The following is a 13,129-nucleotide window of genomic DNA, read 5'->3' as shown; positions in this document are numbered from 1 at the left end:
GTTCAATTCAACGAAGCACCTATATCCATCGACGATAGGGAAGAAGTATGGTCGTGGTCGTGCTTGGACATGAACTCCAATCTGAGGAGATTCATCCGCAACTCCAAGCACGTCTCGACGCCGGGCTCGAAGCATTCTCGAACACAGATGCGTCATATCTGCTCTTGAGTGGCGGGCAAGTGAATCCCTGCGTGGATAAAACCGAGTGTGAGGTAATGGACGCGTATGCCCGCTCACAGGGCGTCAATCCAGCGTATATCGTCACAGACCACTGTGCGTTAGATACAATCGGAAATGGCTACTTTGCACGCGTGCGCATAGACGAACTCGATCACCAAGTGGAAACGCTGTATCTCGTGACCTCGCGGTATCACGCAGAACGCGCGAAATACATCTTTGAGCAGTGTTTCGACGACTCGGTCACCATTGATCTGAGCTACTGTGTGGATTCTCATCTTGAGATACACCCAATTCGGCAGCAAACCAAACTAGAACAAGTTCGGACATTTTTCGATCAAGTTCCGATAGGGGATATCGAAGCAATTCGCCAGCGTCTTAACGAGAAACATGACCTCTATGAGATTGCAGATACAACGGTGGCACTGCCAAATTCCAGAAAGGGCTTCAGCTAAGCCCACTCAGTAAATCTACATCCAATTTAGGCGAGTACTCAACCACTCAATCGCCGGAAGTACAAATCCAGACCCAGTGGAGAAATAGACAACTCCAGAAAGCAGGAGGAAAGCAGTCGTCAACCCACAAACACAGCCAAGGACAACGGCGCCAACTGGCTGAAACCGTTGAGGCACATAAGAGTAGAGTAAAAGCCACGCAATGAGACATGTTGCAGCCGCGAGATTAATCCACGCATGAACTTGGGCTGCTTCACCGAGATTCGCTTGCAAGACGACGAGCAGAACGAGTATGAGCTGGGAACCAATCAACACTGTTCCTGCATACGAAAACCCAAGTACGCGTGGATATTGTAGTAGTTCTCTGAATGCTGCAAACCGAAACACAGCGTAGACCAAGAGAGGCATTATGGGAAGCAAATACCGGACCGTAATCATCGCATGCACAGGTAAGCGTGGTAAGTAAAATATAGTCAAAAGAACGACATACACAGCGACTAGCCAATCGACCGCAGCGATTGGCTCTCTATTCTGTGTTCGAATGCGCTTTACTAGTGTTTTAGGAAGTATCACGATTGCCCCAAAGAGCGGCATTGCTTCCAGCAGAGCAAGATTCACTGCTTGGCCGTGATCTCTACTAGCTACGTCTTCGATATATCCGCCCCGGATGAAAACCTGTGTGAGTCTTTCAGGATCGCTGAGAACTGTTACTCCCTTTGATAGAATAGAAGTAAACCGATTCATCTGCTCTATCGCTTTTAGACTCGTCGCCTCAAGTAGCGCAACTCCCTGTAACCAAATTGGAACCGAGACAGTTGAGGAGTTACTTGATGATGTGCCACTGCTTCCAGTCGTAACCGCTGCCGTCTCTGTATATCGAGGGAGCAACATTGGTGGCATGAGCGGATTGCCTGCGATAATCAGATTCGTCAGTAAGAATGGTACTAATGAAAGGCCAAACACCCCACCGATTGTTCTGAGTTCCCGTCGAGAGTTCGATGGTGCAGTCGCAAAATCGACGGTAACCAACGACACGAACAGGACAAACGCTTCGCCAGCTTGAATCCACGTTGCCAACCCGACGAAAGCGTACGACAGTGCGCGGAATTTCAATATCTTAGCGCTCTCTGTTGCTTCTCGGCTTCGATAGAAGCTGTATACGGTTGCTACCACAAGCAGTGCCATGTAGGTGTGGCGTTTCGGAATCGAAGCCCAGAAGCCGACCGGTGTTGCAATAGCGACAATTACACCTCCAATTAGTCCGACGTGAGTGGTGTGTAGTCGGGAAAGGAGACGGTAAATTATGACACTGGAGAGGGCAGCCGCAGCCATTGAGGTCAACTGGAGTGCAAGTGGTGCAAGCCATCGACTCTCAAGTTCGGTAGCGACCGAGAGATTAAGACCGAATACAGTCAGTGCGACAATGGCTGCGAGTGGCTGAATATACGATTTTTCATTAAAAATACGGCTAAGAAGCATACCCATCGCCAAAATTAAACTGCACCACACTCCGAGGAGTAGTACACGAAGGTCAGCCACCAACGCAAATCCCTTCAATATCCATAATACGGGAAGTGTAATCACGATTTGACCAACATTACGAGAGTATCTACCGTTCTCCCCGGAGACCATACCTGGCACACTACCGGAGGATGGGCCATAGATTATTTCGGTCACTTGGAGATGGCCATTAGCAGCATTGTAGAGACCGTTTGCGACCGCATAATTGTCATTGAGAAAAATCCCAACCCGCCAGTAGAGTCCAAAGAAGGAGAGTGCACTTACAAACAAAAGCAAGCCATAGCGATCTCCGAAGACGAAAGTAAACAGTTGACGTTTGAATGCCACGTATCGATTTCTTACTGCTTTAGTTAAAACAAGACTCTCAGCCATACTATCCAACAATTATGGTTATCGATTCTTGAGCAACTACTCGTGAAGCTCCGTTTTTCCGGACGACAACTTCAGCAGTTCCCTTGTATTTCATCTTTTTGAGTTGGTTTGAACTTATTATAGCATCCTCGATAGAGAATGTCAACTCGCGTGGCGAATCTTGGTTGACTACTTGCATAGATTCAGTAAGATATCCAAGTTCCGGTATCCGAATGGTGTATACTATAAGCACATTGCCTGTAACAGAGTCTATAGTAAAATTCGCGTCAGGAGCTTGGACTTTATGGACTCCAGATCCAGGAATCCCTGGCTTCAAAGAGTATCCCTGTTTGCTTATATTGGAATGTCCCGTGACATTACCTCCAATATCTCCAAATGGAGACTCATCATCGATAGCCACTGATTTTTCGGGCGTCAAATCAATTCCCGAGATAGCAGGGCCGCTCACAACTGCAATCGAGAGAAAGCACACGGTTACAAACAGGGATAAGTTTTCACAAAAATTCATAATGACTTGACAACTACTCTATTTGGTATTCTAACGTTCTGATTGTTCTTATGGCCGCTATGAAAATCTGGGAAAGGAAAGTCTAGAATTGAACTTTTAAGACTAGTTCAAATCGTAACTACCGAGGATAGATTCACCCTCTCCGCCAACATAGACTACGGAGACAGTGGTCGAGCTCTCCTCTACTGTTATAGATACCGTTTTACCGGTTTGAACGGTTCCATCGAATTGGCTGTAATCACTGACCACTCCGTCAACACGAACCTCTACATCATCCGCGTCCAAAGAAGCTCCTCCACGGTGAGTAATCGTCACGTCATTGTCATTCTGATCAAAGCCAAAACTGACTTGCGGTGCAGTTTGGACTGAATCCCCCAGCCCAAGGACGAACGTCCCGATGACAGCCGCGAGAATCACAGTAATTGCGACCATAAGGATGACCCCTATGACCGGCGATACAGCCCGTTTTTCGTTACCGAACAGATTTGGAAGTTTCATGGTGTGTGTTTGGAACACGTCCCCACTCCCCCTTGGGCAATAAGATTATCAGCAGGCATACCGTACCCGCTGTTGACGTGTGAGGGAGTGTCTGAGCCGCTTCCCCTACACCGTCGACCCGTCTTTGTTGCCCGGTACGAGTGTTTGCGTGTCTATCCAGTCGAATACAGTAGGAACACATAACTCTTTCCGTGAGCGAACGGTTTGATGATTTGTATTGTTCACGGATAAAATAAGCGTGTCAGACGCCTGTCGTACGTCTCAGATACTGAAACAGCAACTTAGCGTTCGCTAGCGAATTCTAATTCGATATCAGCCTTTCGTCGGTCCACTCGATTATACCGTAAACGGCAGTTTGGGAGACTCCCGAATGAGAGTATGAGCAGGTATTCTCATTGTTTTCGTATAATCTGACTGCTGGCATCACTTACGAGACGACAACAGGCCAAGTTCGTCGAGTCGCTTGAAGAAGGCGTCTGCGTCCATTGCCTCGACGCCTGAAACCCCGTCGACGACGACAAGTGGAAGGTAGTGTCGATGTTTGTCTGGCCGCCATCCGAACGTTTGGTTACATTCACAGACGAGACGGATGAACTCTCGATCAGCGGCTCCCCCAATAGCGTCAGGAACGGCAACGTCGTATTGCATCCACGTCTCTGAATCCCGAGAATCAGTGCAAATTCGCTGGTGGCAGACTTCGCACATTGGAACACAGTTCTCAGCCTCCGTGTTCGCTTCTATACCATCGATATAGTGGACTCGTATCTGTTCAGTTGTACCACAGACGGTACATTGCTCGTCAGATACCGCAGGATCGATCTCTTGGACTCCCCCTCGTTCCTCGTGCTTTCGCTCCTGCATGCGTTACCTCACTATACATTCTCATAACCTGTGATGAATGTATGGAATTCTAATGGATTGGCGCTCAGCTGGTATCTGATCGATCCAAAGATGGAAGGCCCAGTACATGAATAGAAAGGCCAAGACAAAGACGAGTATGAGGAATGTATGAGACTCTGAAGTTACTTGTTTAAATCCACTTTAAATCAATCCATGAGTGGAGACTCTCTGGTTCTCCCGTCAATGAAATCATTATAATTGGCTCTTATTGAAGTGCCAAGCGAGTCAATGAACAAATCACATGTCGAGCGAATTCGCAGGCGGTACCAATGTTAATCAGATGACGTACGAACTTGCCGGCTCATTTTCACCAAAAGATCTCCACCAGGTCCTCAACCAACTCGGAGAAAACGTCCAAATCAAACGATTTGAGTTAGAAATCACACCAAGCGAGAACGCACAACTCTCACTTCCCGGTATCGAACGCCAGGGCCAAAAAGCGGTAGAAAAAGAACCGGCAGACCAATCTGCGTCTACGGAGGAGACTCCCGACGTCGAACCGCAACTTGAGGAGCAAGACACAGAAACAGAGACTGAAACGGAGCACATCGACGCATCTGAAAAGCAACCGACACAGCCACCTCGATTACAGGCTGGCGGAGACCCGTATCAGCTCATGCAGATCTTGACCGAGGAAGGCGGGTGGCTTCGAACCAAGGAAATTCGTGAAGCGATTCCCGACGACTGGGACGTCTCGAAAGATACGATCGGGACTTCACTGTGGCATCTTGAAGACCGTGACCTCGTTGAGAAACGCCCTTACGAGGAAGACAAACGACAGACAGAGTATCGAGCCACGGATACCGGTAAAGAGGCTGTCGAGCGAACGCGGGCGCGCGAAGAAGAGTAACAGCGAGAAAAGTGTGGCTACAACTCCCGGTATTCGGGATATAGCCTCTCGAAACCGTCCGCTGGTGACGAGAGCTACTGTGCGAGGTCGTCGTTTGGCTCTTCGTCAGCTCCAGATGTAAATTCCGTTCTTACCGTCGAGACGCCCGCTGTGGATATCGTCAGAAAATAAGCAAGGAACTCCCGACACCTCACGAGAAGATCGGGATAATGCGGGTGTGGTACTCCCAGCTTCACGACGGGATGCAAACCCGAAGTTCCCAAATCAGCGAAGAACGTCTTCGTGGGAAGTCCCGTCAAAACCGGGTGTAAGAAGAGATGCGTCCAGTATGAACCTCAAAACAAACGGAATTAGACCCATAACAATGTTGTAAAGTCCATTTGATGTCACCAGAGAAATGCTTCAGAAACCGTTGGTGGTTCTTCTTGTTCTGCTAGTCGCATTTTCGGGATGTATACAGCAAGCGCCCACGCTCGGGATCGAATCAAACGAGGAGCCGAGCACCCCAGCTGCGACACCAACTCCCCAACCAGAATCATCCACAACAACTACAGCGACACCTCTTGGAACCACGACGCAGCCATCCACATCGGTTGGAAACAACTCAACCGCAGCGAAGTCAGACAATTCAATCGAACAACCACCGCCACTCCCTGATTATCTGACTGAGCGCTACGAGAGTGAGAAATACCCTGAGCGCAATCCACACCTCACTCGCAAGGTCACGGTCAACATCCAGACATCCGGTGAAAATACACGCAACTTCCGTCCACACGTGAAAGGAGCGTTCAGGTGGTGGCAGCAAAACGCCACAGCGTTCTTCGGCGCTGGAAACTACACCTACTCACTCACCGACAATGCATCAAATGCAACCGTCGTGGTGAAGTTCGTTCCTGAAGCCGAGAAATACTGTGGCTATGTCGAGGGCCGAAATGTTGTGGGATGTGCGCCGATTCTTGACGAGGAATACTCGATGGTGAGGCCTGCCCACGTCTACATCGAGACCGGCATGGATGACGGACCGACCGCATACACCGTCGCCCACGAACTTGGACATGTCTTCGGGAAAACCCACGACTCACACGCACCGGTGATGAAGAAAGGGACTTCGCACTCGATTCCCCTGTATAATCAGTCGTGGAATGCAAGCCGGGAGCCGGGAGACTTGAACGCAGACGAGATCATGTCAAGCTCCTCTACTCAGTGGTAGAAGGTCATACTCTGAAAATCAATATTGAGATAATGGTTTATGCGTTCTAAGAGCGGCATCTAGACCACTACTGATTATCGAAGTCATGTTGACTTTTCCAAGAATGAGTTGACCATTCTCAATGGCTCACCGTTCTATTGGGATCTTATAGACCCAGAGATACGAAACGAACCACATGAACAGAAGAGACGAAGCAGACAGGAACACAAGAGACGTGAAGTAGAGAGGAGTCATTTTCAGTTTTCTCTATCTTTAGCGTCTAAAGACGACAGTGTACACCCAGTTTCGGACATTACACTGTATCTCTCTAACCAGCAATTGGTTCCTGTTCTCGACTCTATACAAATATTGTCAATCACTAATTCTTTGACGTATTTTACTTTTATATGTCTTTTGTCACTGTGGATTGAGAAGATACGCGCAGGTCTATAGACGTGAAACAGAAGATCGACTGGAGAAAACGAAGAGACGTCTTAGTGTTGTCTTCGAGCGAAGAATGCCAGACACAACAACGCCAGTAGCGCAGTAAACGCCGTGAAGCCGGGCATCTCTTCTGCGGTTGTTCCAGGTTGCGTCGACGTCTCGTCTACAGGTGACACCTCGGTCTCCGTGTCGGTAACAGTCGACGTTTCCGTCGTCTGTTCGTCCGTTTCGGTCGAAGTCTCGCTCTCGGATTGACTCTGCGAGGAGACACCGATTGCGAACTCAGAGAAGCCTTGACTCGTCGCCTCGAACGTTCCGTCCTCAATGTGGGCAGTCTCAAGCTCTTGCCAGCTACCGTCGTGATAGCGGTACAGCGTCACATCCGCAGCGGAGACATCTTCACCCAGCAGTGTGGTATCCACGGTGAACGTGAACACAACCGCATCGAGATTCTCGGCTTCGAGATTTGTCGTCTCGACCTCGAAGTACTCGAGAGCGGATTGCTGAGCCAGCTCCGGGGCGTGCTTCGGCGCCTCGGCAGGGTCGGAGACATCCATCTCAAACTGCCCAGGACTATCAAATGAGAAGTCGAAGGAAATCGAATCAACGGAACTGCTCGTGCCTTCGACCATCGATTCGAAGTCTGCAGTGAACGAGCTGCCGGATAGCACCTTCTTTGCGGAGAGGCTTGCGCCAGTCTCAGATTCATCGATCGTTACCTCGACAGGATTTGTCGGGGTGGAGTCATCCGATTGACTGGCTGGAGCACCTCCACTGCTTGGGGCGTCGTCAGAGGGACTCTCCTCGGAATCATCAGTCGGTGGCTCGTCGTCTGAAGTCTCATCTGAGGTTTCGTCGGTCCCTGAGTCAGTGCTGGTCTCCAGTGTGAACGTCTCGAGTCGATCGTCCTCGACGGTAATTGTCTGTGACTGAGCGTCAGTCTGAGGATCCTCAGCGTCCGGGGGAGCGACGAGAATGTCGATTGTCCCTGTGACTTCGATTCCAGGTTCGCCGCCTGAGATGAACTTTCCGTCAGCAGTCGTGGATCCTCTAACGGCAGTATCGTCGACGACTTCCGGATTATCGTGTGTGACGGTGACCGTAGCACCCTCTACAGGCGTGCCGTCTTGATCGACAACCTCAATCTCAAGTAGATGGCCATTGGGAATTGTAACGACTCCGACATCCGTGTCGGTAGCTGTGTCGACCATCTGTGCGGTGTAGAGGTCGGCAATTCCATCTCGTTTACCGAGGACGTCATCAGATTCACCCATCTGGACGAACGAGAGGCTAGTATCAGCAGTGCCAGGTGCTTCCACGGTGAAAGATCCATCAGTCTGTGCTTCGGCAAACCGGATGAATTCCTCCGAATCGTCTCGCGCAATTACGTACTCCCCACCCAGTGGGTCACCAGCACTGGTCTCGACCGTACCAGAAATCGTAGGGGGAAGATCGAACGTCACCTCCTCACTCATCGGTCCATCGACTTGGTAGTTGAAGGTCTTAGAGGTCGTTCCGGAGTACTGGTCCGGTGGTTGGACAGTGACCTCAACTGGGCCTGCAAGTTCGATGCCAGTGGTCTCTCCATCGTCGTGGACCAACTGTCCCTCAGCATTCGTGTTCATATGCAGTCCCCAATCGGAACCATCGTTCGCGACACTGTTGATCCAGACATTAGCGCCTTCAATTGGCTCTCCGTGTTGGTCGATAACCGTCAGTTCGAACACATGGCTGTCTGGAATCGAGAGGTCTCGAGTTTGCTCTCGGTCGGTTGCTGCAAGTTGTGAGTCCGCATAGATGGCAGGAACTCCGTCACGTATCGTCGAGGGGTCAATCTCTGAGAGTTGTCTGTAGACGACCTCGTACTGCGAATCACGCGGGACTGAGACCATATACGTACCATCTTCGACCGGGCCACTCCGCCCTCGCGGTCCATCAGCGTGGTTGTCGACGATCGTAACGCGCCCAGAGGTAATTGACGTTCCATCCTTCTTCGTGACGGTGCCGTCGACCCAGGTCCCCTTCTCGGTACTGAGCGTGAGATGGTCATCTTCAGAGACAGTCGTTTCAGTCCTCGTACGCATGTAGCCTTGCTCTCGGTTTTCTACAAGTTGGAGCGTAACGTCACCAGCAACTTCGACTCCTTGGGTGACTCCATCCGCTTGGACGAGCTGTCCCGACTCATCGGTCGTGAGACCGGATATCAGAGAAGAGTGCAAAGAGTCGAAGAATCCGGAAAAGACGTTCACGTCGGCGCCTAAAATTGGATTCTCACTCTCATCAGTAACGTCGGCAGTGAGGACGTATGCTCCTGGGAGTTTGATTTCTCCTAGATTCGTTGGTTCCTCAATAGTGTATTCCCCAAGTAGGTGTGTATCTGGGATACCATCGCGGGGATAGGTTCCGTCAGTAGAGGTGTCCTGAACGTATACGACCGTATAGGTGCCAGCGTAAACGTCAGTTGAGAAATTCCCATTCGAAGTAACCTCCGCCACTACAAATGTATCTGTAGTAGTGTTAGTGAGATGAACCTCACCGCCGCTCACTGGGTCGCCGTTTGCGTTGACGAGTTGCCCCTCAAAGGTAGACGTCGACGTTGTGGTAGTCGTACTCATCGTCTCTAACAAGATAGCATTAGAATTCGAGTCCGAGTCGACTCCGACAGCCACAGCTGGCCCTATCGCTGTAGTACAGAGGAAAAACGCACAAAGAATCGCCCCAAGCGTACGAGCGTCTGTCCTCATTGAGACCACCAAGAGAAGTGTTTGTGTGCTGGCTGTGCCATCCGCAAATCATTTCTAGTAATAATCACATACCAGCGTCATATCCATATCGTATAAACATTCCGGGTAGTCTATTGAGATTGAATGTTTTGTGCGTATTTGGAGTGGGTTCCGTAGCATACACATCGAAAAAGAGCACCACTACCGACGGCGAAGTCGGACAGAGCGGTGTCTGCAGAATTAATATGTGCAAATCGCAACCGCCTCTATGAGGGCAGGTCCTTTCTGGACACCTTGGTTTTCATCCTTCCTGATACCGGGTCGACCACTTCGGAATCGACCGTCGATACAAGACGATACCAGTAACACCGAGGATGATCCCACCACTACCGAGTACGGCCACGCTACCGACAGATAGTGGTGCGAGTGCAAATCCGACAACGAGAATCGGAACCAGCGGAAGCATCATTGCACCACCGAAGGCTGCAAACAGAGCAGTATCAAAGAGAAACTCGTTCGGGGAGAGCCCTGTGAGGTAGACTGTTACCCCAAAGATGTAACACGCGACGCCGACGAGCAAGACGGCCCCAACGAATGCCTCGAGACCTGGTCCCCCGCGCCAGACGAGCGCAAGCGCAAAGAAGGCAAGCCCAACAAGCGGACCGAGCAGGAGAAATGCCCGAAACTTCGCTTCAATGACGGCGGGTATGGAGACGGGATGGACGAGATACGAGTCGATGTCGTCGGACTGTGTAAGCCAGTTATACGTCGTGAAACCTGAGAGACCAAGGATCGCACCAAACGAGACGCCAACAGACGGCGAGACGCCCGTAATCTGACCGGCGAACTCAACGAGACTGACGGTGACGCCGAAGAGGATCGCTGCCGAAAAGAACACCTTCCAGAATCCACCAGAACTGCGATGCACGTCGAGAAGCGTCTTCGTCGCTAGCGGATCACCAATTCGACGCCACCATCGACGAAAGGACGGTTCGACGGCACGAACCGGTTGAGTTGCGGTCGCGTCGAACGTGACAGCTCCAACCAGAAAGATCGCTAGAACGAGAGCCACTGTCGAACTGATTCGTAGAAGTGTCTGATCGAGAAACACGCCATATGGCGTGTATGCGACGACATCAACGCCACTGATGACCGCCGCGACGACTAACACGATGAGAACGGCAAGTAGCGCGAGGCCAGAAACGCCTCGTCGGGTTATACCGAGCCCTGCGATTGTCGCCCCTAGCCCGAGAACAAACGTCAGCATGAGGGTCGTCCACAGGACGAGTGCAGTCACGGCATTAGAAATCAGCCCTGCAAATCCACTGATGACGAAGACCGCTAGCACCGACCCTACCGTTATCGGCAATAAGAAAAGTAACGCATAGAAGACGACATCTTTCACGACGAAAATACCGAGCAGCCGATTTTGGGAGAGTGGAAGCGTCTGAGCGGTAAATACCAAGAGCGTCATGTCACCGAGGAGATTACGGAGGGCGTCTCGTCCGACGAAGCCAATCGATCCCGTGTGGAGCCCGAAGACGAATACAAGCGCGTGCAGACCGGCGAACACTGTTGCCGATTCGGTGCCGGTAGTGACGAGTAGCCACGACATGCCTGCAGTCAGAAGGCCAATAAACACCGGGAAGAGTGCGAAATGACTACCGCGAAAGAGGCGGCTGTGCATTCGCCACTCTTCGATGAACATCTCGACGAAGACACGGCGAGTTCGCCCACTAGTCATCTACTGTAACACCTCGATCGACGGTCGCGTCAACGTGCTCTAAGAAGACATCGAGAAGCGTCTTGTCAATCGAGAGCGCTGCCGGACGAACGTCTGCGACGAGTGTCCCGTTATACACGATTCCGACGCGCGAACACAGTTCCTCCGCCACATCCACGTCGTGCGTCGTGACGATTACGGTGTTGCCAGCATCCCTATACTCGCGCAGGAACCGCTTCACCCGCTCTTGAACGATTGGATCAAGGTTGGCGAGCGGCTCGTCGATAAACACCAGTTCGGGGTCGTGGAGGAATGCGCCGGTGATCATGGCCTTCTGCTGTTGTCCCCGCGAGAGATCCGTGGACAGTGTGTCGAGTTTCTCCGAGAAGCCGAGTCTGTCAGCCCACATCTCGATCCGTTCATCTATCTTCTCATCAGAAATCCCTCGAATTGCGCCAATGAACTCGAAGTACTCCCGGGGCGTCATGAAGCTGGGTGGCGACTCTTTCTCAGGAAGAATACCGACTCGTTCACGGGCGTAAGTTGGGTGCTCGACTGGGTCGACATCCAATACGCTAACGTGACCGCGCTCCGGTGTGAGCTGGCCGGTTAGAATCTCCATCGTCGTGGTCTTGCCGGCACCGTTTGGGCCAAGAAGCCCGAATAATTCACCTTCGTCCACAGCGAGGGAGAGTCCGTCAATCGCGGTGATGTCTCCGTACCTCTTGTAGAGTGCTTCGATTTGAATTGCTGTCACGGAAGTCCTGCTACCATCGTTTCTCAAAATAGATAAACAAGTAGGTTTATTGGAATATTCTGTAGAAGTAATCCTCCGATTTGAACTTCGGGCGAAGGGCCGGTGAGGATTCTACCACTGGTTCGCTGTGGAGGATTGGTTGGAGTTTGAGTTTCGTCTAACCTTGGGGTGACGAAACTCCCGATGTAGAGTGTTACTGAAAATCGATACTAGCCAAATACACTTAATTTAACGCCAATTATGTAGCAATTAACAGGTAGACTGACAATGTATAGTGTATATTTGATTGATATGTTCAGAGAGAGTGAGAACGTCAGCGCTGAAACGACCATTGCCAAAGAAAACCTCACAGCAATTCCAGAAGCGTTCCGCAGTTCCGAAAACATCCACGAGGGGGATACACTACGATGGCAGTACAGCAATGGCTCATGGACCGTTGAAAAAATCTCAACCGATACTGCAGAGTCACTCCTCAACAACCTCCAACACCGCCGCGACAAGCTCACAGAAACACTTGAAAAAGGAATCAATCAAGATGAGTAGAGACGACTGTCCAAAAGATGCTCAAGGAAAAAACCGGGTCAGAAGCTGAAGAAGAGACCCCGGATATCGCATAATTCTATTCGACAACTCACTGTGGCTGTCTCTGTATTCGGTGGTCGGTACTTGAATCCGTTCAGTATTCTTGTCTAAGAAGACCTGATTGCTGTGGCTCTAATTCAAAATCAGCGGGCTTGAGGCCTGTATTCCCCTAGTAGTGGGTTCGATCAATCTCAGCATAAGAAGCTCTGAGAGAATGGCGAAAGCAACATAGGGGAGCAGCTTTCGCCCTTCTTCTCTTGAGGTGTAATACGACAATATCACACCCAGTGCTGAACCAGTGAAGTTGATGAGTGTCCTGGTTCATGACAGCCCGAGAAGGCCATCACTATTCAAGCTGCCATACATTCATATTAAATTACTTGTTTGGGCGCTGTGTTTGTACAGGAAAATATCCACAGGATGGAGTCAA

At 50.7% G+C, this 13,129-nt stretch carries 11 protein-coding genes; 4 read left to right on the top strand and 7 right to left on the bottom strand.

What is annotated here, in order from left to right; translation table 11 throughout:
- The first annotated feature begins 47 nt into the window (after nt 1-47).
- Complete coding sequence (locus tag LAQ58_RS00790; RefSeq protein ID WP_224448724.1) at nt 48-632, top strand: YdcF family protein; 585 nt, start codon at nt 48-50, stop codon at nt 630-632.
- 15 nt (nt 633-647) lie between these two features.
- Here the strand turns inward: LAQ58_RS00790 and LAQ58_RS00785 are convergent, their stop codons facing one another.
- The 4 genes from LAQ58_RS00785 to LAQ58_RS19230 all read right to left on the bottom strand — a co-directional run bounded on the left by LAQ58_RS00785 (nt 648) and on the right by LAQ58_RS19230 (nt 4,179).
- On the bottom strand, nt 648-2,525 hold the full coding sequence (locus tag LAQ58_RS00785; protein ID WP_224448723.1) for a hypothetical protein: 1,878 nt from the start codon (nt 2,523-2,525) through the stop codon (nt 648-650).
- A 1-nt stretch (nt 2,526) separates the two neighbouring features.
- Entirely contained in the window at nt 2,527-2,997 is a 471-nt protein-coding gene (locus tag LAQ58_RS00780) for a hypothetical protein (protein ID WP_224448722.1), read from the bottom strand.
- A gap of 138 nt (nt 2,998-3,135) precedes the next feature.
- A complete protein-coding gene (locus LAQ58_RS00775) occupies nt 3,136-3,531 on the bottom strand; it encodes a type IV pilin domain-containing protein (protein ID WP_224450200.1) in 396 nt (131 codons plus the stop codon).
- 423 nt (nt 3,532-3,954) lie between these two features.
- Nucleotides 3,955-4,179: a DUF8160 family protein gene (locus LAQ58_RS19230; RefSeq protein WP_484494509.1), complete on the bottom strand. Its 225-nt coding sequence runs from the start codon at nt 4,177-4,179 to the stop codon at nt 3,955-3,957.
- A gap of 532 nt (nt 4,180-4,711) precedes the next feature.
- On the opposite strand from LAQ58_RS19230, the gene LAQ58_RS00770 reads away from it, so the two are divergent.
- Nucleotides 4,712-5,281, top strand: a complete 570-nt coding sequence (locus LAQ58_RS00770; protein ID WP_224448721.1) for a helix-turn-helix domain-containing protein — start codon at nt 4,712-4,714, stop codon at nt 5,279-5,281.
- Nucleotides 5,282-5,678: 397 nt separating this feature from the next.
- Nucleotides 5,679-6,491 (top strand): zinc-dependent metalloprotease family protein, encoded by an 813-nt coding sequence (locus LAQ58_RS00765; protein ID WP_224448720.1) that lies wholly within the window; start codon nt 5,679-5,681, stop codon nt 6,489-6,491.
- A gap of 473 nt (nt 6,492-6,964) precedes the next feature.
- On the opposite strand, the gene LAQ58_RS00760 is transcribed toward LAQ58_RS00765, so the two are convergent.
- From LAQ58_RS00760 to LAQ58_RS00750, 3 genes are all read right to left on the bottom strand, one after another.
- Nucleotides 6,965-9,529, bottom strand: a complete 2,565-nt coding sequence (locus LAQ58_RS00760; protein ID WP_224448719.1) for a PGF-pre-PGF domain-containing protein — start codon at nt 9,527-9,529, stop codon at nt 6,965-6,967.
- A 409-nt stretch (nt 9,530-9,938) separates the two neighbouring features.
- Nucleotides 9,939-11,381: a hypothetical protein gene (locus LAQ58_RS00755; RefSeq protein ID WP_425490679.1), complete on the bottom strand. Its 1,443-nt coding sequence runs from the start codon at nt 11,379-11,381 to the stop codon at nt 9,939-9,941.
- A complete protein-coding gene (locus LAQ58_RS00750) occupies nt 11,374-12,117 on the bottom strand; it encodes an ABC transporter ATP-binding protein (RefSeq protein ID WP_224448717.1) in 744 nt (247 codons plus the stop codon). Before LAQ58_RS00750 ends, LAQ58_RS00755 begins: the two co-directional genes overlap by 8 nt.
- A 291-nt stretch (nt 12,118-12,408) precedes the next feature.
- Here LAQ58_RS00750 and LAQ58_RS00745 point away from each other — a divergent pair, with 291 nt between their 5' ends.
- On the top strand, nt 12,409-12,660 hold the full coding sequence (locus tag LAQ58_RS00745; protein WP_224448716.1) for a hypothetical protein: 252 nt from the start codon (nt 12,409-12,411) through the stop codon (nt 12,658-12,660).
- Nucleotides 12,661-13,129: the final 469 nt, after the last annotated feature.

Origin of the sequence: Haloprofundus salilacus (genome assembly GCF_020150815.1) — an archaeon.
Lineage (GTDB): Archaea > Halobacteriota > Halobacteria > Halobacteriales > Haloferacaceae > Haloprofundus > Haloprofundus salilacus.
The sequence above is the reverse complement of the archived record's forward strand: the minus strand, read 5'-3'. Positions and strand labels throughout refer to the sequence as shown.

Bases quoted from the DNA above. Each gene is read 5' to 3' on its own strand.
- LAQ58_RS00790 (WP_224448724.1), top strand. From the start codon at position 48: ATGGTCGTGGTCGTGCTTGGACATGAACTCCAATCTGAGGAGATTCAT.
- LAQ58_RS00785 (WP_224448723.1), bottom strand. From the start codon at position 2,525: ATGGCTGAGAGTCTTGTTTTAACTAAAGCAGTAAGAAATCGATACGTG.
- LAQ58_RS00775 (WP_224450200.1), bottom strand. From the start codon at position 3,531: ATGAAACTTCCAAATCTGTTCGGTAACGAAAAACGGGCTGTATCGCCG.
- LAQ58_RS19230 (WP_484494509.1), bottom strand. From the start codon at position 4,179: ATGCAATACGACGTTGCCGTTCCTGACGCTATTGGGGGAGCCGCTGAT.
- LAQ58_RS00770 (WP_224448721.1), top strand. From the start codon at position 4,712: ATGACGTACGAACTTGCCGGCTCATTTTCACCAAAAGATCTCCACCAG.
- LAQ58_RS00765 (WP_224448720.1), top strand. From the start codon at position 5,679: ATGCTTCAGAAACCGTTGGTGGTTCTTCTTGTTCTGCTAGTCGCATTT.
- LAQ58_RS00760 (WP_224448719.1), bottom strand. From the start codon at position 9,529: ATGAGTACGACTACCACAACGTCGACGTCTACCTTTGAGGGGCAACTC.
- LAQ58_RS00755 (WP_425490679.1), bottom strand. From the start codon at position 11,381: ATGACTAGTGGGCGAACTCGCCGTGTCTTCGTCGAGATGTTCATCGAA.
- LAQ58_RS00745 (WP_224448716.1), top strand. From the start codon at position 12,409: ATGTTCAGAGAGAGTGAGAACGTCAGCGCTGAAACGACCATTGCCAAA.